This window comes from Haloechinothrix halophila YIM 93223, assembly GCF_000504245.1.
Taxonomy (GTDB): domain Bacteria; phylum Actinomycetota; class Actinomycetes; order Mycobacteriales; family Pseudonocardiaceae; genus Haloechinothrix_A; species Haloechinothrix_A halophila.
The window spans coordinates 1,228,281-1,252,844 of sequence record NZ_KI632509.1 but is presented as its reverse complement, the minus strand read 5'-3'; the positions used below and the strand labels follow the sequence as shown (position 1 = coordinate 1,252,844).

The following is a 24,564-nucleotide window of genomic DNA, read 5'->3' as shown; positions in this document are numbered from 1 at the left end:
GCCGACGTCGACGACTACGAAGTCGAAGTCCGCCGCGCAGGAGACAATCAGTTGCTCACGACGTTCGTCGCGGTCTAGCTGTGAACGGGGCCTGATGCCTGCTTGGACCCAGGCGTCACGGGCAACGCACCCGCGCCCGCTTCAGCGGCGCGGAAGTGGACCGCTGGCTTGAAACACTTGCCGATATGGGTATATGTTCGCGCTCATGGCACGAGCAGCGACGACGTCCGACGTCTTCAACGCGATCGCAGAGCCACAGCGCCGGGACATCCTGATGCTGCTCCGGGCAGGCGAGCGGCCGGCGACGGAGGTCGCCGAAGAGTTGGGAATGTCCCAGCCCGGGGCGTCCAAGCACTTGCGGGTTCTCCGCGAGGTCGGTCTGGTGCACGACCGGCGAGAAGGCAAGCAGCGTCTCTACACCCTCGACGCACGTGGGCTGCGGTCCGTGCACGACTGGACCGGTGGGTTCGAGCAGTTCTGGAAGGAAAGCTTTGAGCGACTGGACGCGTACGTGCAGGAACTCAAGCAGGAAGACAGGAGCAAGGCTGATGAGTGAGATAGAGAAAGACACAGCGGCGCAGTCCACGGCCGACCGCGAGATCGTGGTCTCCCGAGTGATCGATGCTCCGCGAGAGCTGGTGTTCAAGGCGTTCACCGAGGTTCGCCACCTTTCTCAGTGGTGGGGACCGAAGGGATTCACCACCACCACGCGAGCCTTCGAGTTCCGCGTCGGTGGCGAGTGGGATTTCGTGATGCACGCGCCAGACGGCACCGACTACAGCGAGTGGATCACCTGGACGGAGATCAATCCGCCGGAGCGGATCGCGATGATCCATGGCGAGCACCGCGGTGACCCGAACGCCTTCGAGTCGGCCCTGACCTTCGAGGCCGAGGGCGACACGACCAGGCTCGAGATGCGCACGTTGTTCCCGACGATGGAGCAGCGAGACGAGGCTGTCGAGAAGTACGGCGCGATCGAGGGCGGCCAGCAGACGCTGGACAACCTGGCGGCGTACGTCGCGAAGATCGCCAGGAAGGGCGATGAACACTGATGGCCGACACAGTGTTCTTCAGCGTGTCGATGTCACTGGACGGATTCATCGCCCCTGACTCCGCCGAGGAACTGATGGGGCAACAGTGGATGGAGCTACAGCAGTGGGCCTTCCCGCTGCGGTTCACCCGTGAGAACCTCAAGATCGGCGAGGGCGGCGAAGAGGGCCGTGACAACGACATCGCCCAGAAGACGTTCGAGCGTACCGGCGCGAGCGTGATGGGCAAGCGCATGTTCGAGGCCGGGGAGCACGCGTGGCCCGAAGACGCCCCGTTCCACACGCCAGTATTCGTCGTGTCGCACGAGAAGCGCGACCCCTGGGAACGACCGGGAGGGACCACGTTCCACTTCGTGAACGACGGCATCGAGCCCGCGCTCGACAGCGCACGGGATGCAGCCGGAGATCGCGACGTCCGCATCGCGGGCGGCGGAGAGACGATCGTGCGGTACCTGAACGCAGGTCTCGTTGACGAGTTCCATATCGCCCTCTCGCCCGTGCTGTTCGGCTCCGGAGTCCGACTGTTTGATCGCGTGGACGCGGGTCGAGTTGCCCTGGAGCAGACCAGTATTGAACCTTCGGCGCGGACGACACATCTCAGCTACGCCGTGCACCTGCGGTAACCGAGAGCAAAGTCGAGCGCCTCCACCGCACGCTCGCCCACGGCAGCGCCGCAGGCCTCACCGCACGAGGAGGATGCCGGCGCTCACAGGAAGTTGGAGTCAACCACTCGCGCCCAGCCCTCCGGGTCAACCGACAGCATCGAAATCACCGAGCGCGGCCGATTCCAGCAGCTCCACGGTCTCACCGCGAGACAGCCCGTCGGTGCCGCAGCGAAAATGAGTTCACGACGCACGCGGGCCGCACGTATGGTTTCCGTACACGGGAAAGGAGGTGATCCGATAGATGATTGGTTATCGGACGCGTGAGGTGGTCGCCGGCTGACGCTGGGACCAATGCGAACCACGTCGCCAATTCCAGGCGGCCACCCGGCCCCCGAGCATCGGTGTTCGTCCAGCCGACTCCGCTGTCACAGTGGGAAGCGCTCGGGGGCCGCCCCATACCCGTTCGTGCCTGCGCAGCCGCTGAGTTGCGACCGGACCGGCTCTTGGTGTGGCCGATCATGACGAGGCTCTCTGTGGTCACGATCGACGTGCCGCCTGGTCCGATCCCCGGCACAATCGAGATCAGCTTCTCGACGTTCGAACAAGACTAGTACGGCATCCGCGCTTTGCGGTTTGGCTGGTGGGGATGGTTCGGAATTGGCAGCTAATCAATCCTGGGCGAGCTGACCGAAGACAGGACGGAGCGGCATGGTGGCTGAAGACGGCGTCATTGCCGAGCTGCTGGTGACTCCATTGGCGGCCGTTGGGCGATGGATTCTGGTTGCGGTTGACGACTCATGGCGAGCAGATCGCGTCGAGGGACGCGCCATCGTGAGGCGGGAGCATCGTCCCTGCGGGCCGCGCCATTGCCCTACGCCAACGCGCTCGGATGGAACCACGACCAACGATCCGGGCCTTCAGGTTCGACAAAGATCTCGCTAGCAGCAGGGAGGCAACACCGCGCTCACGCCACTCGGTGGGCGCCGTCGGAGGGCGCCGCGGTGAACGTCGCTGGCGCGGCGAAGCCGCTGCGCTCGAACGCCTGCCGCACCTCGGTGACACACTGCTCCACGCGTTGCCGCGCGATCAGCGCGATGACGCACCCACCGAAGCCGCCGCCGGTCATCCGTGCGCCAACCGCACCAGCCGCGAGCGCGGCCTCGACCGCGGTGTCCAGTTCCGGACTGGTGACCTCGTAGTCGTCCCGCAGCGAGACGTGCGACGCCGTCAGCACCGGCCCCGCCTCGGCGATCCTGCCCGCCCGTAGCAGCGCGACAAACCGCTCGACCCGGTCGTTCTCGGTGACGACGTGCCGGGTGCGTGTGCGCAGCTCCGGCTCCGGTAGCGCAGCGAGCACCCGGTCGAGGTCATCACTGCCGATGTCGCGCAGCGCGGGGACGCCGAGCACGACCGCCGCGCGTTCGCAGGAACGACGTCGCGCGGCGTACGCGCCATCTACGAGCCGGTGCGGCGCGCGGGTGTCGATGACCAGCAGAGTGAGGTCCTCGGCGGCCGGATCGAACGGCACTTGGGTCGCGGCCATGCTCCTTGTGTCGAGCAGCAGCGCGTGTCCAGCGGTGCAGAGCACCGACGCGGCCTGGTCCATGACGCCGCACGGCATCCCGACGAACTCGTTCTCGGCATACCGGGCAAGCTCGGCGAGATCGCGACCGGCGAGGTCGACGTCGTAGAGTTCGGCGGCGGCCAACGCGGTGGCGCATTCCAGGGCGGCAGACGATGAGAGCCCCGCACCAGGTGGCACGTCGCCGTCGATCAGCAGGTCAAGGCCGTGCAGCGGGTGACCTCGCTGCCGCAGGGCCCAGACGACACCAGCCGGATAGGCTGCCCAGCCGGTGACGCGACCAGGCGTGAGGTCGTCGATACGCAGTTCGACACGGCCGCCAGCCTGGCGAGAGACCAACCGCAGCACGTCGTCGTCCCGACGGGCAGCGGTCACCGTGACCTGGTGCGGCAGCGCGATCGGCAGCACGAAGCCGTCGTTGTAGTCGGTGTGTTCACCGATGAGGTTGATGCGGCCAGGGGCTGCCCACGTTCCGGCGGGCGAATATCCGAACTCGCCCCGGAAGTCAGCGGACACCGAGCCACCTCCGTGCGTTGGCTCCTCGCGTTAGCGGGTCAGTGCGCCGAGTCGGACTCGTCGTGCGGCTCGGCGGTGCGCGGCTCGTCCGGCGCCTCGATCGGCACCCGCAGGTCGACGGCGCCCGCGTCGGCGAAGGTCAGCGTCACGGTCACGACCTGACCGGGGAACAGGTCCTGGTTGATGTTCCGCAGGGTCACGCTCGCGGTGCCGACCTCGCCCGCCGCGATCTCGCCGCCAGGCGGGTTCGGCGCCTTGGCCGTGCCGCCGTCGACGGTGAGTGCCTTGTGCGCCTTGATCGTCGTGTCGCCCTCGATGGCGACGTCGCGAGAAATAGGCGAGCTGATCGAGCTGAGCTTTTCGTCCGATTCGCCGTTGTTGACGATGGACATGGTCACCGGCACGTCGGAGCCCTTCACCCACACGCGCTGGTCATCCTCGGGGTAGGCGAGCACAGCGTTGCTGACGCGCAGCTGGCCGACGGCTGCGCCATCCCCGTTGACGGCGGCGAGCTGAGTGTCAGTCTGGGTGATCTGCCCGGTGCTGCAGCTGGCGAGGAGCGCTGCTGCCGCGATCCCGGCCGTCACTGCCGCGAGACGCCTACCAAACGAGCGACCATTCTGCTGCCGCATGAGCTCCGGTGTCCTTCCTGTGCCGGATAAGTGCGTGCAAAGCCTAACGCCTGTCCGGTATCGCGAAGTCGGTGACTACCCCGATCGGCCCGTGTGGGAGCGCCATGGGGCCAGTGGGATCCACAGTAGACACCCCTGTTGGGCCGAGGACGGTGGGCCACCACCTGCATGAGCATGCAAACCACTGTTTTGTCAAGCCCCTCCGTCGTATGCTTAGGCCGCTGACCTGCGATGACGGATGCCGGGGCAGTGGGGGCACCGGTAAGCCGCGTGCTAGCATGGAAGCAGCGAAAGGGGCAGAGGACACATGGTTTTCAAGGTCGGAGAGACCGTCGTCTACCCGCACCACGGTGCCGCACTCATCGAAGCAATCGAAACCCGTGTGATCAAAGGCGAGGAGAAGCAGTACCTCGTCTTGAAGGTCGCGCAGGGCGATCTCACTGTTCGTGTCCCCGCGGACAACGCCGAGATCGTCGGGGTTCGCGACGTGGTGGGCCAAGACGGCCTGAACCACGTTTTCGATGTGCTACGCACTCCCCACACCGAGGAGCCAACCAACTGGTCTCGTCGGTACAAGGCCAACCTCGAGAAACTCGCTTCCGGCGATGTGAACAAGGTGGCCGAAGTGGTGCGCGACCTCTGGCGGCGAGAAAAAGATCGTGGCCTTTCCGCTGGTGAGAAGCGGATGCTGGCGAAGGCGCGGCAAATACTAGTGAGCGAGCTCGCACTCGCGGAAGGCACCGACGAAGGCAAGGCGGAGACCTTGCTGGACGAGGTCCTGGAGAAGACAGCCGGGGCCGGTGATGGTGCGGCAGCGGGCGATGAGCGGATCGGCGTCGGTGTCGCCGGTGCTCCCCAGGGAATTGACGGCTAGGGCACTTGCCCGGCCAGAATTCCCAGCCTGATCGACCAAAGGTCGTCGCGATAGTCCCTGCCGCTGGCAGGGGTGAGCGACTCGGTTCGCCGGTGCCCAAGGCGCTGGTAGAGGTCCGAGACGTCTCGCTGCTCGCACGCGCTGTTAGTGGCTTGCTCGACTCCGGAGTGGTTGATGCGGTCGTCATCGCGGCACCGCACGACTACTACGACGAGTTCGTTCGAGTCCTCGCGCCCTTCGGGGGGCGCTGCGAGGTTGTCGTCGGCGGCCATGACCGGAGTTCGTCGGTCCGGCTCGCGCTCGATTCCGTCCCGCCTGGTGCGTACGACGTCGTGTTGGTGCACGACGCCGCGCGCGCGTTCGCGCCGGGTGAGGTCGTCCGCGCCGTCGTCAACGCCGTCCACGGCGGCGCTCCCGCCACTATCCCGGTGCTCCCGGTGACTGACACCGTCAAGGTGGTCGACGCCGCCGGGGTGGTTACCGCGACGCAGGACCGCGGCGTCCTCCGTGCGGTGCAGACCCCGCAGGGGTTCGCCGACGCCGTGATCCGTGCGGCGCACGCGGCTGGGTTCGATGCGGCCACCGACGACGCCGGGCTTGTCGAGCAACTTGGCGAGAACGTGAGCACCGTCCCAGGACATCCGGATGCCATGAAGATCACCACGGCGTTTGATCTCGCGATCGCCGAGGCGGTTCTCGCGCCGAAGGAGGAAGCGTGAACCCGCGCGTCGGTCAGGGCGTCGACGTCCACCCCATCGAGGTAGGCAGGCCGTGCTGGGTCGCTGGCCTGCTCTGGGAGGGCGTCGATGGCTGTGCCGGACATTCGGACGGCGACGTCGCGGCCCACGCGCTGTGCGACGCGGTGCTGTCCGCCGCGGGACTCGGCGACCTCGGATCGGTGTTCGGCACCGGCGATCCACGCTGGTCCGGCGCCCACGGTGCGGAGTTGCTCGCCGAGGTGCGCATGCGGATCGACGCGGCTGGCTGGCGGCTCGGTAACGCATCAGTGCAGGTCATCGGCAACCGGCCGAAGATAGGTACCCGGCGTGGCGAGGCCCAGGAGTTGCTGTCCGACGTCCTCGGCGGCCCGGTAAGCGTGTCTGGCACGACCACCGACGGCCTCGGTCTCACCGGGCGCGGCGAAGGCATCGCCGCTATCGCCACCGCCCTGCTGTTGCCGGTGGAGTGAGGGTGCGGCTCGGGGCGGGCGCTGAGTGTAGCTCGCGCCAAACAAGGTGCAACTCACGCGGATTACGGTGCGACTCGCGGCGAATAGGGTGCGGCTCGCGGCTCCGCCCCGCCCTGTAGCTCGCGGATCAGGGCAAACCCGTACCATTTCGGCGTGACACTGCATCTGCACGACACCGCGACCCGGACCACGCGACCGTTCGAGCCTGCCCAGCCTGGCCAGGCCTCGATCTACGTCTGTGGTGCCACCGTGCAGGGCACCCCGCACATCGGCCACATTCGCGGCGCGCTGAACTACGACGTGCTGCGCCGCTGGCTGATGCACAACGGCCTCGACGTGCTGTTCGTCCGCAATGTCACCGACATCGACGACAAGATTCTCACCAAGGCCGCCGATGCCGGCAGGCCGTGGTGGGAATGGGCCTACACCCACGAGCGTGAATTCGAGGCCGCCTACACCGCGCTCGGCTGCTTGCCGCCGTCCGCGCTGCCGCGCGCGACCGGGCACGTCACGCAGATGATCAAGCTGATGCAACGGCTGATCGACTCCGGCCACGCCTACGTCTCCGGCGGCGACGTCTACTTCGACGTCCAGTCGTTCCCGGACTACGGCAAGCTGTCTGGGCAGCGGCTCGACGAGGTGCAGCAGGGCGAATCGGCTGCCGAAGGCAAACGGGACCCACGGGACTTCACGCTGTGGAAGAGCGCGAAATCGGGCGAGCCGTCCTGGCCAACGCCGTGGGGTGACGGCAGGCCGGGTTGGCACCTCGAGTGCTCCGCGATGGCGACGTCCTACCTCGGCTCGGAGTTCGACATCCACGGCGGTGGCGTCGACCTGGTGTTCCCGCACCACGAGAACGAGCGCGCCCAGTCACGTGCGGCAGGCGACGGCTTCGCGCGGTTCTGGCTGCACAACGCGTGGGTGACGATGTCGGGCGAGAAGATGTCGAAGTCGCTGGGTAACGTCGTCTCGATCCCGGCGATGCTGGAGAAGGCGACCGGACAGGAGCTGCGGTACTACCTGATCCAACCGCACTACCGCTCCACCATCGAGTACTCCGACGAGGCACTCGCCGAGGCGCGGCAGGGCTACCGGCGCGTGGAGCAGTTCCTGCGCCGTGCCACGTCGCAGGTCGGCGACATCGAGGCGGGCGAGGTGCCCGCCGAGTTCGCCGCCGCGCTAGACGACGACCTCGCCACCCCGCAGGCTTTCGCCGTCATCCACAACACCGTGCGCGAGGGCAACACCGCACTGGACGACCGCGACGACAAGCTCGTCGCGGAGCATGCGGCGGCGGTGCGCGGCATGACCGGTGTGCTCGGTATCGACCCGCTTACCGAGCAGGCCGAGCGCGGCGCGGACAATGGCACGCAGCAGGCGCTCACCGCACTGGTTGAGGGCATGCTTGAGCAGCGGCAGCAGGCGCGGGCCGCGCGCGACTTCGCCACGGCGGACGACGTGCGCGACCGGCTGATCGCCGCTGGAATCGCCGTGGCGGACACCGCCGACGGCCCAACATGGCAGGTGAAATCCGACTGATGGCAGGCAACTCGAAGCGCAAGGGCGCGATCCGCAAGCCAGGCACCAAAAAGGGTGCCGTCACCGGCTCCGGCGGCCAAAAGTCGAAGGGCCTCGAAGGCAAGGGGCCAACCCCAAGGGCGGAGATGCGCCCGGGACACCCGAAGCAGCGGCGCGCGATCGCCAAATCGAAGGCCCGCCACCAGGCGGCCCAACAGCGGGATAAAAAGGCGCAGCAGCCCGAGCTGATCGCTGGCCGCAACCCCGTGGCCGAGGCGTTGCGCGCCGATGTGCCCGCCGAGGCACTGTACGTCGCGATTGGCATCGACGCCGACGACCGGGTGAAAGAGGCGGTGCGCATCGCCGCGGACAAGGGCATCTCGATCTTGGAGATCCCCCGGGACGAGCTGGACCGCAAGACGCGCAACGCCCTCCACCAGGGCCTTGGGCTGCAGGTGCCGACGTTCAACTACGCCGAGCCGGAAGAGCTGCTGCGAGTGGCGCGGGAGTCCGGTGATCCGCCGCTGCTCGTCGCGCTTGACGGCGTGACCGACCCACGCAACCTCGGCGCGGTCATTCGCTCCGCAGCCGCGTTCGGCGCGCACGGCGTGCTGCTGCCGCAACGGCGCAGCGCGGGCGTCACGGCGGTGACCTGGCGGACGAGCGCGGGCACGGCGGCGCAGTTGCCGATCGCGGTGGCGACGAACCTGACCCGCCAGCTCAAGGCGTACGCGTCAGAGGGACTGATGGTGGTCGGTCTCGACGCCGACGGCGACACCGACATCGACGGGCTCGACCTCGCGACGGAGCCGTTGGTCGTCGTCCTCGGTTCGGAGGGCAGGGGGCTCTCGCGGCTGGTGCGCGAGACGTGCGACGCCGCCGTGTCGATCCCGATGGCCGGTGCTGTCGAGTCGCTGAACGCCTCAGTCGCCGCCGGTGTCCTGCTCGCCGAGGTCGCCCGCAAGCGCAGGGCTGCCGGGCGCGTGTGACCGGTCGCTGGCCAGTGCCCGCTTGTCGCTGTCCCTGGCGAACACGACGAGGGCGACGATCACCATCAGCGGGATGACCAGCGTCACCGCGACGTACGAGACGGCGATACCTGCCGATGCCCAACTCGCGCCCACCAACGGGAAGACAAGCGCGACAGCGACGCCGTAGAGCTCGATCGACAGCACCACAATGGCCGCGCCTCGGACGAATCGCTTACGCAGGAGCGCGAGGACACCGATAACCAACATGGACAGGGTGGCGAGCAGACCGTAGAGGTACGAGGCACCGACGGCCATTTCCATGCTCGCGTTTCCGGGACTGGCTATCAGGCGCAGGTTCCACATGGCGTAGTCGGCCACATCCGTCGCGGTGTAGTCCAGCGCGGGATTCCACACCAGCAACCTCAGGTTGTTCAGCGAGAGCACGATCAGCAGCACCCCGGCCACGCGGTACGCGACCGCGTGCCCGACGCGCGGCACGTCGTCGGCCTCCCGCGCACGCAGCATCGCGACGAGAACGACGGCACCCACCACAGCGCAGAACACATAGGTCGCGAGCAGCAACCATCCCAGGTCGGCGGCGAGAATCGATTCGCGATACTCCTCCGAGAGCAGCGCGAACGCCTGCCGAAGCACACCCGCCAGCAACAGACAGGCGATCCAGATCGCGCCGCCGCGCGCCGCGGTGCGTCGCGCGAACAGGAACAGCGCCACCACGAGCATCGCGGCCGCGAAACCCCACTCGTACAGCGACAGCAACGCGAACCCCATCGGGTTCTCGTCGGGGTCAGTGAGCACGGCCAACGGCGAATACACGGTCACATCGGCGACACCGAAGCCGTAGACGCGCCAGGCTATGGACACCATGCCGTACAGCAGCAACAGGACGCCCGCGACGTGGTACGCCGTCCGCTGCACCTCCGGCGCACGGCCCGGTTGGCTACCTCGCGGCGGTTCCGTCGCCCGCACGCCCGCTGAGCGATCCATCTCCTGCGTCACGTCGCCTCCCCTTCCCGTGATCGGTCCGGTAGTCATATCACGTGCCTGTCGGATAGGTCCGCTTCGCTCGGATCGCCAAGGTGTGATGAACAACGCTTTCGCCACGGCCAGCGCGGGGGGAAGGCGTCGTCCAACGCCCCGCGTAACCCTTGACACGATCCGTATCCCCCGGACAAACCGGATCGTGCAACGAGGGCTACCGTTTTTCGCTGGTGGACCTGCGAGATCGGTAAGGAGCGTTGGGTGGACATCGACGCCATCGTGGCCGACGTGCACGCCAGCTGGCCGATCTACGCCTCCATCCCGTTCATCGCCGCCCTGATCGGCTACGTCACCAAGCGCGTCGCGATCGAGATGATGTTCCGCCCACTGGACTTCGTCGGCATCGAGCCATACCTCGGCTGGCAGGGCGTTCTCCCCGCGAACGCACACCGCATGGCGACCATCGCGACGGAAACCCTCACTCGCAACCTCGTCGACCCGCGCGAGATCTTCGCCCGACTCGATCCCGAGCAGATCGCCAAGGAGATCGAGGGACCGCTGCTCGACGCCGTGGACGAGGTGATCCGCGAGGTCATGGAGCAGTATCAGCCACAACTGTGGGAGATGCTGCCGACGCGGGCACAGCGCATGCTGCTCGCACGCGTCCAGGCACAGGCGCCGAGGGCCATCGCGAAGATGATGAGGCAGGTCTCGGACAACATCGAGGACGTCTTCGACCTCAAACACATGGTCGTGACGAACCTGGTCCGCGACAAAGCCTTGCTCAACCGGCTGATTCGCGACATCTCCCGCCCGGAGATGACCTTCATCGCACGGTCCGGCATCTACTTCGGGTTCGCGCTCGGGCTGGTGCAGCTCGCGGTGTGGACGCTGACGCACGAACCACTGGTCATGCCGATCTTCGGGTTCCTGATCGGCTGGGTCACCGACTGGCTCGCGCTGAAGATGATCTTCCTGCCGCGCGAGCCGAGGAAGTTCTTCGGCGTATTCACCTGGCAAGGCGTGTTCCAGAAGCGCAGGGATCAGGTGGCCGCGGACTACGGCGACATGATCGCCGCCGAGGTCATCACCGTCCCGCGCATCGTCGAGGCGGTGCTGACCGGCCCGAAGTCCGACCGGCTGTTCGCGCTCATCCAACGCGAGGTGCAGCGCACCGTCGACGCGCAGGCTGGCATCATCAAACCGTTCGTCGTCGCCGCCGTCGGAACGAACCGGTTCCAGGAGATGAAAGCGACCGTCGCTCAGAAGGCGATGGAGCGCGTCCCGGCCACGGTGCACCACGCCGAGGACTACGCTGTGGGCGCGCTCGACGTCCGCAACACCATTGTGGAGCGGATGCGTCGGCTGAACCGATTCGAGTTCGAGCAGTTGCTGCGGCCAGCGTTCCGGCAGGACGAGTGGAAACTGATCGCCGTCGGCGCGATCATTGGCGGGCTGGTCGGTGAGCTGCAAGTGCTGCTGATGCTGCACTAGAGCGTGCGGAAGACCACGGAGGTGGCGGTGATTGCCGAGCTGAGCCAGAACTGGTTGCTCTACGCGGCGATCCCGGTCATCGGCGCGCTCATCGGCTACGTCACCAAGCGTGTCGCCATCGAGATGATGTTCCGCCCGGTACGCCGCACACTCGGCTGGCAGGGCGTCGTGCCGAAGCACAGCGGACGCATCGCGGGCATCGCGGCGGAACTGCTCACCAGCAGGCTGATCGATCCGCGCGAGGTCCTCGACCGCATCGACGTCGACCGCATCAACACCGAGATCGAGCAGCCGCTGCTGAACGCGGTGGACGCCATCGCCCGCGACGTCATCACCGAGCACCACCCGACCATCTGGGAGTCGCTACCACCGCTCGCGCAGGACATGGTGATCAAGCAGGTGCAGGCGGCGTCGCCGCACATCGTCGCCCAACTGCTCAGCGAGTTACGGGAGAACATCGACGCCGTCGTGGACGTCAAGCAGTTCGCGCTCGCCCAGCTCACCCGCGACGACGACCGCCTCGTCCGCATCGTCAGGGAGTTGGCGCGACCGGAACTGACGTTCATCGCCCGCTCCGGGATCTGGCTTGGGTTCGTCATCGGCATGGCGCAAGCAGTGGTGTGGGCGCTGACCAAGGAGCCGCTGGTGATGCCGATCTTCGGCGCCGCGATCGGCCTCCTCACTGACTGGCTGGCGATCACGCTGGTATTCCGGCCGCGCGAACAGGTCTCGATCCTCGGCTGGCGGGTGCAGGGCAGCTTCCACCGCAGGCGCACCGAGGTGGCGCATCGCTGTGCGAGGCTGATCGCGGACGAGGTGCTAACGGTGCCCAACATGCTTGCCGCCGTCCTCAGTGGACCCCGGGCAGACCGGATGCTCGCGCTCATCCAGGACGTCGTCGCCGACGCGGTCAACGAGCAGACGCGGGTGTTCCGGCCATTGCTCGCCGCGACCGGCGGCAACGTCGCGGTTGGCCAGTTGCACCGGGCGGCGGCGTTGAAGGCGATGCCGGTGATCCCGGACGCCGCCCGCAACGCCAACGGCTATCTGACCAATGCGATGGACGTCGCGGGCATGATCGAACGCCGCATGCTCGCGTTGCCCGCCACCGAGTACGAAAGCGTGCTGCGGCCCGCGTTCAAGCAGGAGGAGCCGAAGCTGATCGCCGTCGGTGGCGTCATCGGGGCTGTCATTGGCGAGTTGCAGTTGCTGCTGCTGTTGGCTTGAGCTGACCACCGCTACGGGTCGCGACCCGCCTTCGCCGCTCGATCACCCGGCACACCAGGTAAATCAGGAACGCGATCGTCGTGACGAACGGGCTGATCGGCGCACCAGGCGCGAGCGAGAGCACGATGCCGCCAAGCACGGCGACCTCGGCGAAGATCACCGAGAGCACAGTGGCCACCACTGGCGACGAGGTCACGCGGCAGGCGGCGGCGGCCGGTGTCACCAGCAGCGCGATGACAAGCAGCACGCCGACGGTGCGCACGCCAAGCGCCGTCGCGATGCCGACGAGCACCGCGAACACCGGCATGAGCAGCCGGACTGGCACCCCGCGCGATGCCGCGACGACCGGATCGACGATGGCGAACAGCAGCGGCCGGTAGACCAGCGCGAGCACACCGATCACGAGGACGCCGGAGACGGCGAAAACCATCAGGTTCGCCTCGTCGACCGCGATCACCTGCCCGACGAGCAGGCCGAACTTATTGCCCGCGCGGCCGGGATAGAGCCACAGCAGGAACACTCCGATGCCGAGCCCGAACGCCAGCACCGCCCCTATCACCGAGTCCTGTTCGCTCGATCGGCCGCCGAGCAGCGCGAGCAGCAGCGCGGCGATCACCGCACCTGCCAGCGCGCCGAACTCGACGCTCACCCCGACAAGCAGCGCGGCGGCCGCACCGGTGAAGGTCAGCTCAGCCGTGCCGTGCACCGCGAACGCCATGCGGCGCATCACGATCAGCGGCCCGACGACACCGGCCACCACGCCGAGGATCGCGGCCGTCAGCAGTCCGGTTTGGACGAAGTCGAGCTCGAGCGCCCTGAGCATCAGGTCGAGGTCGAAGAAGTCTTCCATGGTCACGCCTGCGGGTGAGAGTGATGGGGGTCGTCCTCGCAGACCGCGCTGTGCGGCCCGGTGACGTGGATCTGGCCGCCGATGCGCACGACATCCACTGTGGTCCGATACAGCGCGGACAGTGTCGCCGACGTCATCACCTCGTCCGGGCTGCCGATGGAGAATCTGCCGTCGACCAAGTACAGCACCTTGTCCACATAGGACAACACGGGATTGATCTCATGCGTGACGAATAGGACGGCGGTGCCCGCTTCCCTGCGCCGCCGCTCGATCAGTTCGCTCACCGCGCGCTGGTTGGCGATGTCGAGCGAGAGCAACGGCTCGTCGCACAGCAAGACGTCCGGCTCGCCGACGAGCGCCTGCGCCACCCGGAGTCGCTGCTGCTCGCCACCGGACAGTAACGACAACGGCCGGTTCGCGAACGCTCCCGCGCTAACGGCGTCGATCGCCTCAGCCACCCTGCGCCTGCGCTCCGCGGCGCCACGCAGGCCGATGCCCCAGCGGTGCCCGTCGAGTCCGAGGCCAACGAGGTCGGTGCCGCGCAGCGCGTGGGGGAACTCGACGACACCCTGCTGCGGGATGTAGCCGACCCCGCGAGGTGCGGGCCCCCCGGGGACCGCGCGTATCTCCTGCCCGCGCGCGGCCACGTGCACGGTGCCTGAGGAAAGCCGTTGCTGGCCGAGCAGCACGGACAACAGCGTGGACTTGCCGGAGCCGTTCGGGCCGAGCACGGCGAGGAACTCGCCTCGCTCGACGTCCAGGTTCATCCCGGACCACAGGGTGCGAGGCCCGAACGACAGGCTCGCATCCCTGATCCGAATGACCGGTTCAGTCACCCACTCACCGCCGCGCGCAGCGCGTCCGCTTCGGCGTTCACCCAGTCCAAGTAACTGGTGTCGTCGGCGGGCAGGGTCGGCGTGATGTCCACAACTGGAATATCGGCTTGTTTCGCCGTCTCGACAAGTCGTTCGGTGATCGGAGTCTGCGTCAGCGGGTTGTTGACGACGGCAGCGACATCGCCGTCGGTGACCTTGCTCAGCACCTCGTCCTGCACGAGCACGGGCACGTCAGTCTGGTTCTCGATGGCATCGCGGTAATCGTCCGGCGTGACGTCGGTGAGGCCAGCGGCCTCCAGCATGTAGTGCGCGACCGGTTCGGTGGCGATCACCTTCGCGTCGGGGTTGTCCTCGCCGATGGCCGCCAGCTTCGCCTCGAGGTCTTCCAGCCCGGCGGTGAACTCCTTGGCATTGGCTTCGAACGTCTTGGCCTCGGCGGGCTTGATCTCGGCGAGCTCGTGTGCCACAGCGTCGGCTACCGAGGCGACGGTGTGGAGGTCGTACCAGACGTGCTCGTTGAAGCCGTCATGGTGATCGTGGCCGTGCTCGTCGCCTTCAGTGGCGTGCTCGTCCCCTGAGCCTTCATCGCCGTGCTCGGCACCCTCGCCCGCATGCTCGTCAGCACCCTCCTCATCGCCGCCCTCGTGGCCGGACAGCTCGACGGCGTTGAGCACCGGCGCCTCCGCCGCCTGTTCGGCCAGCTGCGTGGCGAAGTCGTCGTAGCCGCCGCCGTTGTAGAGGACCAGCTTGGCGTCGGCGAAGGCGATCCCGTCGCGCGCGGTGCTCTCATAGGAGTGCGGGTCGCCGTCAGAGGCGTCGATGATCGACGTGACCGACACCTGGTCACCGCCGATGGCCTTGACCACGCTGCCCCAGGCATCGGTCGAGGTCACGACCGGGATAGTGCCGTCATCGGCGGCGTCACTCGCATCCGCGCCACAGCCGGTGACAGCCAAGGCGAGCGCGCTGGCCGTTGCCACCGCGTACCCCGCACGGCGCACCCCAATCGTGATCATTCGACGTACTCCCGTCACTGCGTGCCAATCTATAATGGAAACCGTTGTCAACAACGTACCCCATTAGAGTGGCTGTGCGCATCACCTTTTTCTTGTGCTGGTCACCACAACGTTCATGCCAGATTCGCATCAGCATGGTGTCGGCTTCTCAGAACATGTTCTGAACCGTTACGGTTCCTAGTTATGGGTCGGCCGATTCGCACCAGACGGCAAGCGACGCTTGCCTCCCTTGCCGCGGAGCTGGGTGTTTCGCGCACGACGGTGTCGAATGCCTACAACCGCCCTGACCAGCTCTCCCCAGAGCTTCGCAAGCGGGTGCTCGACACCGCGCGCCAGCTCGGTTACCCGGGGCCGGATCCGGTCGCGCGATCGCTGCGTACCCGCAAGGCGGGCGCCATCGGCCTGCTGCTCACCGAGAACCTCTCCTACGCTTTCCGCGACCCTGCCGCGCTCGGCGTCCTGGAAGGACTGGCGCTGGCCTGCGAGGACGCTGGGGTCGGCGTGCAGCTCGTGCCGGCGCGGCCCGGCGAGGAAGACGTCGCGACGGTGCATCGCGCCGGGGTGGACGGCTTCGTCGTCTACTCGGTGCCAGACGACGACCCGCACCTCAACGCCGTCCTGCAGCGGCCGGTACCCACGGTGATCATCGACCAGCCCGTGCTCTCCGGCGTCGACCGTGTCGGACCGGACGACGCGGCGGCCATGACCACGCTCGCCTACCATCTGATCGAGCTGGGGCATCGCGAGGTCGGCGTGCTGTGCATGCGACTGGCCCGCGACCGCAACGACGGCTTCGCCGCGCGTGAGCGGCAGGAGAAGGCGCACTACCACGTGCAGCGCACCCGGCTGACCACGCTCGCGGAGTCATTCGAGGCCGTCGGTGTCGACTGGTCGACCGTGCCCGTCGTGGAGCGATTCGAGCACACCCTCGATGAGGGCGCATCGGCCGCACGCCAAATGCTCGACGCGAATCCGCAGGTCACGGCCATCATCTGTACCTCGGACATCCTCGCGCTCGGCGCACTCAACGAGGTGCGGCGGCGCGGGCTGCGGGTGCCAGCCGACATCACCATTACCGGATTCGACGGCATATCCGATGCCGAGCGCGCCGAGCTGACCACCGTGTACCAGCCCGTGCGGGAAAAGGGCCGGTCAGCGGGCAATCTGCTGCTCGACCCCACCCGGCGTGGCCAGGGCAACCCGGTCAACCAGCAGGTCATCACACTGGAGACGGAACTGCGGATCGGCAAGACGTCGGCGCCGCCGCGCACCGCCGAACAGCACTGGTTCGGGCCGTAACCACCAGCGACGTGGCGTTGCTCTAATTGACCTTGCCCACTGCCCGCTGTCCCGCTGGAATAGGTGCGCACAAGGAGTCGAGGAGGCGCATGTGACCGCGATCGAAGAACTGATGACCCGCAACAAGGAACTCGGCCTCGAAAAGGAATCCCGACCGGCCGAGCCAGCCCTGAGGGTCGCGATCCTGTCCTGCATGGACGCGCGTATCGACGTCGCGGCGACATTCGGACTGCGCGATGGTGAAGCCCACGTCATGCGCAACGCGGGAGGCGTCGTCACAGACGACATGATCCGGTCGCTCGCGCTGAGCCAGCACAAACTCGGCACCCGCGAGGTCATGATCATGCAACACACCGGCTGCGGGGTCAGCGCGGTGACCGAGGACGGTTTCAAAGACGAGCTCGAGTCAGCGACCGGGCTGCGGCCCACCTGGTCGGTTGAGGCGTTCACCGATGTCGAGGACAGCGTGCGCCGTTCGATGAACCGGGTGCGGCGCAGCGACTTCCTGCCGCACACCGACCAGGTGCGTGGCTTCGTCTACGACATCAACACCGGCGCGCTGAGCGAGGTCTCGTAACCGCCGACGCCGAGGGTGGCCGCCTGATGGCGGCCGGGCAGAGGCACAATCACAGGCGCTATGACGGACGCGACCCGTGCCCCCAGCGACAGCCAGATCGATGCGACGAGCCCGATCGACGCGACAACCCTGATCGGCTGGTTCGACGCCAACGCCCGTGACCTGCCATGGCGCGACCCCGACTGCGATGGCTGGGGCGTGCTGGTCAGCGAGATCATGCTGCAGCAAACGCCGGTCGCACGGGTGGAGCTGATCTGGCACGACTGGCTCGCGCGCTGGCCCCGGCCATCCGCGCTCGCCGAGGAAAGCCAGGGCGAGGTCGTGCGTGCGTGGGGCAAGCTCGGCTACCCGCGCAGGGCACTGCGACTGCACGCCGCCGCCGGGGTCATCGCGGAAGAACACGACGACGTCGTGCCATCGGACGTCGACACCCTGCTCGCGCTGCCCGGCATAGGCGCGTACACCGCACGGGCGGTCGCCGCGTTCGCCTACGGCCAGCGGGTCCCTGTCGTCGACACCAACGTGCGCCGAGTCGTCGCCCGCGTCGTACACGGTGCTGGTGACGCCGGGCCGCCGTCGAACACCCGCGACATGGCCGACGTGGCGAAGCTGCTGCCAGAGCAGAAGGCCGCCCGGTTCTCCGCGGCGCTGATGGAACTCGGGGCGACGGTATGCACCGCACGGGCGCCAGAATGCGGCCGTTGTCCCGTAGTGTCGTCATGCGCGTGGTACCAGGCTGGCAAGCCAGCCTACGACGGTCCCGCCAAGCCGGTGCAGCGCTTCGCTGGCACCGACCGGCAGGTGCGTGGCCTGCTGCTCGATGTCCTGCGCGGCACCAGCGAGCCCGTGCCCAAAACGCGACTCGACACCGTGTGGCACGCCGCGGGGCAGCGCGATCGCTGCCTGTTCTCGCTGCTCGAAGATGGCCTCGTCGAGCAGACGGCGGATGGGCGATTCTCGCTCCCTGGTGAACACCTCTGACGTGGTTGGGCCACCGCGGGTCTGAGCCGTCGGCCGGCGCCGCTGTATCGCCGGTTCGCCTGCTGGCGGTGAGACGTGCCCCGTTCGGTTGACGTGTCAGTAGTTGTCGGCGGTCACACCCGGCATTAACGTCCCCCACGCACCTGATCCGTGCGTTTCACCAGGGGAGAAATCACGATGTCACCGGGATTCCGTCGCCGCACCCTGCTCGGTGCGGGGCTGGCCGCGACCGTCACCGGAGGGCTGACGGCACGCACGGCGCGGGCTACGTCGTCCGGCCACATCACCGAGCCGACGATCTACGGCACGGCGGAATGGGAGGCCCGCCCACCAAGCGAGGACATCGTCGTCGTCGATCATCCGCCGACGTACATCGTCGTCCATCACACCGTGGAACCCGGCAACACCGACGACGTGTCCCGCGAGCACGCGTTCGAGATCTCACGGGCGATTCAGAACTTCCACATGGATTCGCGTGGGTGGATCGACACCGGGCAGCAATTCACCATCAGCAGGGGCGGCCACATCACCGAGGGCAGGCACCGCAGCCTGGAGATCCTGCGCGAGGGCAAGCGGCACGTGGAGGGCACGAACGTCGCGGACTTCAACAGCCGGGTGATCGGGATCGAGAACGAAGGCCTCTACACCAAGGAAGACACCCCCGACACGCTGTGGGACGCACTGTCGGACCTGGTCACCTACATGGCATACCAGTACGACATCCCGCCGCAGCTGATCATGGGCCACCGGGACTTCAACTCGACGCAGTGCCCCGGCGACGTCCTTTACGGGCGGCTGGTCGAGCTGCGCGGCACCGTGGCGCGACGGCTCGGCACACCGCTGCCGCCGTCGGTGCCGGAGTGGCCGCTGCTACGGCCCGGCGATGAGGGCGAGCGGGTGCGGGTGGCACAGCGACTGCTGCGGGAGCGGGGCGCGCGGGTGCCCGCCGATGGCGTGTTCGGACCGGAGACCCGCGCCGCGGTCGCGGACATCGCCGCGGCACACGGCCTCGACACGCCAGGCTGCGCCGCCTGCGCACACGTCGACGAACGCGGGTTTCTCGGCGCCGACATCTGGCCGCTGCTGGTCGGGCAGGAACGGTCGGCGTCGGAGTGGAAGCGGCGGCTGGCGCTGGCGCGCTGAAGGAGCCTTCACCGCGGCCAATGCGGGAAGCGTCATTCACCGCGCGCCGCGACGCGCCGCAAGAACCCCGCCACGGCGTCGCGGTATGCCTCCGGCGCGTCGGCGTGGACGACGTGGCCAGTGCCGGGAATCCGCACGTGCTCACCGTCCGGCACCCTCGCGGCTAGCTCCGCCTGCTGCCCGATCGGCATCGCGGTGTGCTCAGCCTCGACCACCAGCAATGGGCACTTGATCGCATCGACGTCGTCCCAGTAGTCCCGTTCGCCCCACTCCGCCGCGATCTCGTACAGCTCGTTCAGATCGGCGAGCAGGTAGTAGCCGTCCTCGCGTTCGGTCATGCACTCGACGAAGTAGTCACCGTATGGGGCGAAGAACTCCCGCACGTGCGCCAGCGACTGGAAGGGCACCGGCCACGACTCGAAGTACCCCCGCCACGCCTCGACGGTCCTGCCCCGCTGGTCGGGTGCCATGTCCTCGACGACGACGGCCCGCACCAGCTGGGGATGCCGCGCCGCCGTCATCCACGCGTGCAGCCCGCCCATGGAGTGACCGATCAGCACCGCGGGTCCCGCGTCGAGCGAGCGGATCAGCGCGGCGACGTCCGCGACGAAGTCCTCGGTGCGGCACGCGGCGCGGTACGGATTGCGTCCGTGCGCCCGCGCATCGAGACCGACGACATGGCCGTGCCCGGTCAGCCATCGCGCCACCGGCCACCAGGTGCGGGCGCGCCCCATCAGCCCATGCAGCAGGACGATCGGCTGCCCCGTCCCGCCGAAATCGACGACCCACGGTCGCTGCGTCACTTAGGCTCCTCGTGTGACTGTCTCTCCACAGCGGCTGCTGCTCTGCTGCCTCGCGCTTACCCTAACCGGGTGTACCGGCCCGGCCCGCGACGCCGAGGAGGCCCCACCGACGGCGACGAAGCCCACCCACGGCGCGGCGGGCGCTGGCGATCCGTACTACCCCACCCAGGGAAACGGCGGCTATGACGTACGCGGCTACGACGTCGACATCAGCTACGACCCACATCGCAAGCACCTCGACGGCGACACCACGATCACCGCGACAGCCACGCAACCGCTGACCCGCTTCAACCTCGACCTGCGCGGGTTCGACGTGAAGTCCGTGACGGTCAACGATGAACAGGCAGAGTTCGCCCGGAAGCACGAACACGAGCTGGTCATCACGCCCGCGGAGCCGATCGGCAAGGGCGACGACGTCGTCACTCGGGTGCGCTACAACGGCGAGCCGACCAGCACCGACGAGGACGAGTTCGCCACCGTCGGCTGGTTGACGACGTCGTCAGGAGGCAGTTACGCGCTCGGCGAACCGCACTCGGCGTCGTTCTGGTATCCGGTCAACGAGACACCACGCGACAAGGCGACGTTCACGCTCTCCGCGCGGGTGCCAAAGGACTGGGTCGCGGTGTCGATCGGCAAGCAGACCTCGCGGCGCACCAAGGATGGCTGGACGACCTACACCTGGGAGGAGACCAACCCTGCCGCCAGCTACGTCACCACGGTGGCGATCGACAAGTTCACCGTCGAGCGGTCCCGGCTGGACGACGGCACACCCGTGCTGTCCGCGTATGCGCCCGGTCAGGAGGGCAAGCGTGAACTCGAGGCACGGGCCGAGGAGATCGTCGAGTTTCTGAGCAGCAAGTTCGGGCCGTACCCGCAGCGCACGGCAGGCGGGATCTACATGAGCGACAGCATCTCGTTCGCGCTGGAGACCCAGGGGCGACCGACCTACGCGTCCTGGGCTGATCTGGACACTGTCGTGCACGAATACGCCCATCAGTGGCACGGCAACTCGGTGACGATCGAGTCCTGGTCCGATCTGTGCCTGAGTGAGTGTTTCGCCAGCTACAGCGAATGGCTGTGGGCCGAGGCGAAGGACGACACGGACCTCGATCGCTTCTACCGCGAACAGGTGGATCAGCTCAGCGGCGACGACTCGTTCTGGGAGAGCAAACTGCACGAGATGGGCGCTGGCAACGAGTTCGACGGCATGTACGGCAAGTCGAAGCTCGCCATGCACGCGCTGCGCCGCACGATCGGGGACGACGTCTTCGACCAGGTGCTGCGGGAATGGCCGCAGGAACACCAGCACGGCAACGCCTCGTGGCCGGAGTTCGAACAGTTCGTCAGCGAGCGCACCGATGTCGAGCTGGGTGAGTTCTTCGACGTGTGGTTCCGGGGTGACGAGATCCCATCGGACGAGCACCTCTACCCCGGCACACTGCGGCCGTAGGCACTCCCGACGCCGTGTCCTGCACTCCCGACGTCGTGTCTCGCACTCCCGACGCCGTGTCCTGCACTCCCGACGCCGTGTCCTGCATTCCCGACGGTGTGTTCCCCGCTCCGGACGCCGTGTCCCGCACTCGGGCGATGGGGACTGCCGAACAGTACGCTGGGGCCATGGCTGTTGTGAAGATCAACGCGATCGAGGTCCCCGACGGCGCGGGTGAGGAGCTGGAGAAGCGCTTCGCCGCCCGGGCGGGCAGTGTCGACTCCGCGCCCGGCTTCCTCGGGTTCGAACTGCTACGACCGATCAAAGGTGACAATCGGTACTTCGTCTACACCAAGTGGGAGACCGAGGAGGACTTCCAAAACTGGGCGCAGGGGCCCGCCAAGGAAGCCCATGCGGGTGAGGCGCGCAATCCGGTGGCGACCGGTGCGAGCCTGCTGGAATTCGAAGTCGTGCTGCGTTCCGATCCCTCGGCGTGACGGACTCGGACGACTCCGACTACACCCGCGCGGCTGAACTGGTCGCCAATGCCGGGGCACTGCTGGTGTGCGCGGGGGCTGGCATGGGCGTCGACTCCGGGTTGCCCGACTTCCGGGGCAACGAGGGGTTTTGGCGGGCGTATCCGCCGTACGCACGGCTCGGCTACCGTTTCACGGAGTTGGCCGATCCGGAGCATTTCGCCACCAACCCCGAGCTGGCGTGGGGTTTCTACGGTCACCGGCTGTCGCTGTACCGGCGCACCGTCCCGCACGAGGGGTTCGACCTGCTGCGCCAGTGGGGTGACGGCCTCGACGGCGGTGCCGCGGTGTTCACGTCCAACGTCGACGGTCACTTCCAGCGCGCGGGCTTCGACACCGTCGCCGAGGTGCACGGCTCGATCCACCATCTCCAGTGCGGCATCGGCTGCTCGGGTGCGGTGTGGCCCGCCGATGACGTCGTAGTCGACGTCGACGAGGCGACCATGCGGGCGTGCTCGCCGCTGCCCCGGTGTGAACGGTGCGGCGCCGCCGCGCGGCCGAACATCCTGATGTTTGGCGACGCCAACTGGGTGCCGGACCGCAGCCAGGAACAGCTCGACGCGCTACGGAAATGGCAAGCGCGGCATCACGACCTCGTGGTAGTCGAACTTGGCGCTGGCCTGGCGATTCCGACCGTCCGGATGCACGCGGAGTCCGCGAGCATCGACACCGGCGCGCTGGTGCGGATCAACCCACGCGAGCCGGATATCCCCGGCGGCAAGGGCGTCTCGCTGGGTATTGGCGCGTTGGAGGCGCTGCGGGCGATCGATGCCAGACTGTGAGGCCCCGATACGTCGTGTCCCGCGTTCCGGACGGCGTGTTCCCCGCTCAGGACGCCGTATGGTGCGGTCAGAGCACCTGGGTGATGTTGACAGGGTTGCCATCGGGGTCAGCGACATGCGCTACCCGATGCCCCCACGGCATGTCGTTAGCCGGGCCGATCAACGTCCCGCCAGCCGCTTCCACCTTGGGCAACAGGTCATCGACGTTGTCCACGAAGACCGTCACGATGATCCGTCCGGGCTGCGCGGCAGCGCCCTGCTCGTCGGCGACGATTCCCAAGTCGGAAGAACCGACCCGGAGCCCTATGAAGAACGCGTCACCTTCGTCCGGCATGCGAAACGTCTGCTCGGCGCCGAAAAGATCCGAGTAGAAGGCCCGCAGGCGCGGCACATCGTTGCTGCAGAGGACGGGTTGGATGGCGGTGCCGGTACTTGTCATGGTTGGTAGGCCCCAAAGCGACGGAAACACGTCGGCCGAACCTAGCAGTCGCAAGTGCTGGCCCATAGGCGAATGGCCACCCGTTCCAGGTGTCCGCCCACCTGCCAGGTGCGGCGACGTCGTCGCATGTGCCTTGACGGTCTTCCTACGAGACACCAGGCAGAGTGGACGGCGTGACCGTTACCGGGGACCAGCCCACACCGGCAGCCGAGTCCACCGAGCCACCCGCGCCGAGCCCGCACACCCGCCGCCGCAACCGGTGGGTCACCGCAGCGCTCGCAGCAGCCGTCATCGGGCTCGCGGCATACGCCGTGCTGCGGCTGGGTGTCTCCGGCCTGTTGGACACCGACGGCAATCGGCACACCGCAGCGGCCATCGCACTGAACCCGTACGTCGCACTCGCGGGCGGGCTACTCGCCGCTATCGCGCTGCTCGCCCGTCGCTGGCGGACGGCGGCCGTGGCCGTCGCGCTGAGCATCGCCCTTGCCGCGCCCCTCGTGCCGCGCGTGCTCGCCGACCCGCAGCCCACGGCATCAGGTCCAACCGTCCGGGTGCTCGCACTCAACCTCTTCTACGGTGCCGCTGATACCACCGAGGTAGTAGAACTCGTCCGCGAACGCGACGTCGACGTCCTTGTCCTGCTGGAGCTCGACGCCGCGGCGGCATCGGCGCTAGACAAGGCCGGCCTTTCCGATGTGATGCCGCACCGGGCGTTCGAACCCGCCGCGGCCGCGGTCGGTTCGGGCATCGCGTCACGGCATCCGGTGCGGGAACTGTCGCTGGCCGGGCCGTCGCTGCTGGCGCAGCCGAGCGTGCGGGTGCGGCTCGACGAAACGGACGTCGACGTAGTCGGCGTTCATCCGATACCCCCGGTGAGCAAGGTGGATGACTGGCGGCAGGAATTACGCGGCCTGCCCGCGCCCCCCGGCGACGGCCCCGCGCGCATCCTGGCGGGCGACTTCAACGCCACGCTCGATCACGCCGAACTGCGCCGTGTGCTCGACTCTGGTTATGTCGACGCCGCCGAGCAGACCGGCGACGCGCTACGGACGACGTGGCCACAGCGGCGCACCGCTCCACCAGTCACCCTCGACCACGTGTTGGTCGATCAGCGCGCGGCCGTGCGCGACTTCGAGGTGATCGGCGTCGACGGCAGCGACCACCGGGCCGTGCTCGCCACGCTCACGCTGCCGGGCTAGTCCAGAGAAAGGCACACG

25 protein-coding genes and 1 pseudogene are annotated in these 24,564 nt (G+C 67.6%); 18 read left to right on the top strand and 8 right to left on the bottom strand.

The genetic code is table 11. The features are described 5' to 3' along the window. Positions 1–205: 205 nt before the first annotated feature. The 3 genes from AMYHA_RS05840 to AMYHA_RS05830 are packed head-to-tail and all read left to right on the top strand — an operon-like array spanning position 206 to position 1,672. Complete coding sequence (locus AMYHA_RS05840) at positions 206–556, top strand: ArsR/SmtB family transcription factor (RefSeq protein ID WP_034276025.1); 351 nt, start codon at positions 206–208, stop codon at positions 554–556. Then, entirely contained in the window at positions 549–1,052 is a 504-nt protein-coding gene (locus AMYHA_RS05835; RefSeq protein ID WP_034268741.1) for an SRPBCC family protein, read from the top strand. The genes AMYHA_RS05840 and AMYHA_RS05835 overlap by 8 nt, the downstream gene beginning before the upstream one ends. Next, complete coding sequence (locus tag AMYHA_RS05830) at positions 1,052–1,672, top strand: dihydrofolate reductase family protein (RefSeq protein ID WP_034268737.1); 621 nt, start codon at positions 1,052–1,054, stop codon at positions 1,670–1,672. Before AMYHA_RS05835 ends, AMYHA_RS05830 begins: the two co-directional genes overlap by 1 nt. A gap of 946 nt (positions 1,673–2,618) precedes the next feature. On the opposite strand, the gene galK is transcribed toward AMYHA_RS05830, so the two are convergent. Together galK and AMYHA_RS05820 are read right to left on the bottom strand one after the other, a co-directional pair. Beyond that, entirely contained in the window at positions 2,619–3,752 is a 1,134-nt protein-coding gene (galK, locus tag AMYHA_RS05825; protein ID WP_034268734.1) for a galactokinase, read from the bottom strand. 38 nt (positions 3,753–3,790) lie between these two features. Continuing rightward, complete coding sequence (locus tag AMYHA_RS05820; RefSeq protein WP_034268732.1) at positions 3,791–4,384, bottom strand: copper chaperone PCu(A)C; 594 nt, start codon at positions 4,382–4,384, stop codon at positions 3,791–3,793. 307 nt (positions 4,385–4,691) lie between these two features. On the opposite strand from AMYHA_RS05820, the pseudogene AMYHA_RS05815 reads away from it, so the two are divergent. From AMYHA_RS05815 to rlmB, 5 genes and pseudogenes are all read left to right on the top strand, one after another. Continuing rightward, a pseudogene (locus AMYHA_RS05815) lies at positions 4,692–5,165 on the top strand (CarD family transcriptional regulator); the annotation flags it as partial. Positions 5,166–5,263: 98 nt separating this feature from the next. Beyond that, the gene (gene ispD, locus AMYHA_RS05810; protein ID WP_051399582.1) at positions 5,264–5,977 is read left to right on the top strand and encodes a 2-C-methyl-D-erythritol 4-phosphate cytidylyltransferase; all 714 of its coding nucleotides are present in this window, start codon (positions 5,264–5,266) and stop codon (positions 5,975–5,977) included. Then, positions 5,974–6,447, top strand: coding sequence for a 2-C-methyl-D-erythritol 2,4-cyclodiphosphate synthase (gene ispF / locus AMYHA_RS05805; RefSeq protein ID WP_034268729.1), 474 nt, complete (start codon positions 5,974–5,976; stop codon positions 6,445–6,447). Before ispD ends, ispF begins: the two co-directional genes overlap by 4 nt. 153 nt (positions 6,448–6,600) lie before the next feature. Continuing rightward, complete coding sequence (gene cysS, locus AMYHA_RS05800; RefSeq protein ID WP_034268726.1) at positions 6,601–7,986, top strand: cysteine--tRNA ligase; 1,386 nt, start codon at positions 6,601–6,603, stop codon at positions 7,984–7,986. Beyond that, complete coding sequence (gene rlmB / locus AMYHA_RS05795) at positions 7,986–8,954, top strand: 23S rRNA (guanosine(2251)-2'-O)-methyltransferase RlmB (RefSeq protein WP_034268724.1); 969 nt, start codon at positions 7,986–7,988, stop codon at positions 8,952–8,954. Before cysS ends, rlmB begins: the two co-directional genes overlap by 1 nt. On the opposite strand, the gene AMYHA_RS05790 is transcribed toward rlmB, so the two are convergent. Beyond that, the gene (locus AMYHA_RS05790) at positions 8,889–9,953 is read right to left on the bottom strand and encodes a hypothetical protein (protein WP_034268721.1); all 1,065 of its coding nucleotides are present in this window, start codon (positions 9,951–9,953) and stop codon (positions 8,889–8,891) included. The genes rlmB and AMYHA_RS05790 overlap by 66 nt on opposite strands. A 249-nt stretch (positions 9,954–10,202) precedes the next feature. Between AMYHA_RS05790 and AMYHA_RS05785 the strand changes: the two genes are divergently transcribed. Together AMYHA_RS05785 and AMYHA_RS05780 are read left to right on the top strand one after the other, a co-directional pair. Continuing rightward, positions 10,203–11,429: a DUF445 domain-containing protein gene (locus AMYHA_RS05785; protein WP_157362470.1), complete on the top strand. Its 1,227-nt coding sequence runs from the start codon at positions 10,203–10,205 to the stop codon at positions 11,427–11,429. Between the two features lie 3 nt (positions 11,430–11,432). Further along, positions 11,433–12,656: a DUF445 domain-containing protein gene (locus AMYHA_RS05780; RefSeq protein WP_231104640.1), complete on the top strand. Its 1,224-nt coding sequence runs from the start codon at positions 11,433–11,435 to the stop codon at positions 12,654–12,656. Here AMYHA_RS05780 and AMYHA_RS05775 read toward each other — a convergent pair. Genes AMYHA_RS05775 through AMYHA_RS05765 form a run of 3 tightly spaced genes read right to left on the bottom strand, consistent with a single transcriptional unit; the run spans position 12,619 to position 15,358 of the window. Continuing rightward, positions 12,619–13,506, bottom strand: a complete 888-nt coding sequence (locus AMYHA_RS05775) for a metal ABC transporter permease (RefSeq protein ID WP_034268716.1) — start codon at positions 13,504–13,506, stop codon at positions 12,619–12,621. The genes AMYHA_RS05780 and AMYHA_RS05775 overlap by 38 nt on opposite strands. Positions 13,507–13,508: 2 nt before the next feature. Further along, positions 13,509–14,342, bottom strand: coding sequence for a metal ABC transporter ATP-binding protein (locus AMYHA_RS05770; RefSeq protein ID WP_034268714.1), 834 nt, complete (start codon positions 14,340–14,342; stop codon positions 13,509–13,511). Then, positions 14,339–15,358 (bottom strand): metal ABC transporter solute-binding protein, Zn/Mn family, encoded by a 1,020-nt coding sequence (locus tag AMYHA_RS05765; protein WP_051399581.1) that lies wholly within the window; start codon positions 15,356–15,358, stop codon positions 14,339–14,341. Before AMYHA_RS05765 ends, AMYHA_RS05770 begins: the two co-directional genes overlap by 4 nt. 183 nt (positions 15,359–15,541) lie before the next feature. Here AMYHA_RS05765 and AMYHA_RS05760 point away from each other — a divergent pair, with 183 nt between their 5' ends. The 4 genes from AMYHA_RS05760 to AMYHA_RS05745 all read left to right on the top strand — a co-directional run bounded on the left by AMYHA_RS05760 (position 15,542) and on the right by AMYHA_RS05745 (position 19,358). Next, positions 15,542–16,657: a LacI family DNA-binding transcriptional regulator gene (locus tag AMYHA_RS05760; protein WP_034268712.1), complete on the top strand. Its 1,116-nt coding sequence runs from the start codon at positions 15,542–15,544 to the stop codon at positions 16,655–16,657. Between the two features lie 91 nt (positions 16,658–16,748). Next, positions 16,749–17,234, top strand: coding sequence for a beta-class carbonic anhydrase (locus AMYHA_RS05755; protein WP_034268710.1), 486 nt, complete (start codon positions 16,749–16,751; stop codon positions 17,232–17,234). 60 nt (positions 17,235–17,294) lie between these two features. Then, positions 17,295–18,215: an HhH-GPD family protein gene (locus AMYHA_RS05750; RefSeq protein WP_051399580.1), complete on the top strand. Its 921-nt coding sequence runs from the start codon at positions 17,295–17,297 to the stop codon at positions 18,213–18,215. Between the two features lie 177 nt (positions 18,216–18,392). Next, positions 18,393–19,358, top strand: coding sequence for a peptidoglycan recognition protein family protein (locus tag AMYHA_RS05745; RefSeq protein ID WP_034268707.1), 966 nt, complete (start codon positions 18,393–18,395; stop codon positions 19,356–19,358). A gap of 32 nt (positions 19,359–19,390) precedes the next feature. On the opposite strand, the gene AMYHA_RS05740 is transcribed toward AMYHA_RS05745, so the two are convergent. Next, positions 19,391–20,161, bottom strand: coding sequence for an alpha/beta fold hydrolase (locus AMYHA_RS05740; RefSeq protein WP_034268703.1), 771 nt, complete (start codon positions 20,159–20,161; stop codon positions 19,391–19,393). A gap of 13 nt (positions 20,162–20,174) precedes the next feature. Here AMYHA_RS05740 and AMYHA_RS05735 point away from each other — a divergent pair, with 13 nt between their 5' ends. The 3 genes from AMYHA_RS05735 (at position 20,175) to AMYHA_RS05725 (ending at position 22,908) form a co-directional block, all read left to right on the top strand. Next, on the top strand, positions 20,175–21,611 hold the full coding sequence (locus AMYHA_RS05735; RefSeq protein WP_157361842.1) for a M1 family metallopeptidase: 1,437 nt from the start codon (positions 20,175–20,177) through the stop codon (positions 21,609–21,611). A 167-nt stretch (positions 21,612–21,778) separates the two neighbouring features. After that, positions 21,779–22,087: an antibiotic biosynthesis monooxygenase family protein gene (locus tag AMYHA_RS05730; protein ID WP_034268700.1), complete on the top strand. Its 309-nt coding sequence runs from the start codon at positions 21,779–21,781 to the stop codon at positions 22,085–22,087. After that, a complete protein-coding gene (locus AMYHA_RS05725; protein ID WP_034268697.1) occupies positions 22,084–22,908 on the top strand; it encodes an SIR2 family NAD-dependent protein deacylase in 825 nt (274 codons plus the stop codon). Before AMYHA_RS05730 ends, AMYHA_RS05725 begins: the two co-directional genes overlap by 4 nt. Positions 22,909–22,975: 67 nt before the next feature. Here the strand turns inward: AMYHA_RS05725 and AMYHA_RS05720 are convergent, their stop codons facing one another. Continuing rightward, the gene (locus tag AMYHA_RS05720) at positions 22,976–23,413 is read right to left on the bottom strand and encodes a VOC family protein (protein WP_196776846.1); all 438 of its coding nucleotides are present in this window, start codon (positions 23,411–23,413) and stop codon (positions 22,976–22,978) included. A 107-nt stretch (positions 23,414–23,520) separates the two neighbouring features. Between AMYHA_RS05720 and AMYHA_RS05715 the strand changes: the two genes are divergently transcribed. Continuing rightward, positions 23,521–24,546, top strand: coding sequence for an endonuclease/exonuclease/phosphatase family protein (locus tag AMYHA_RS05715; protein WP_051400337.1), 1,026 nt, complete (start codon positions 23,521–23,523; stop codon positions 24,544–24,546). Positions 24,547–24,564 lie beyond the last annotated feature (18 nt).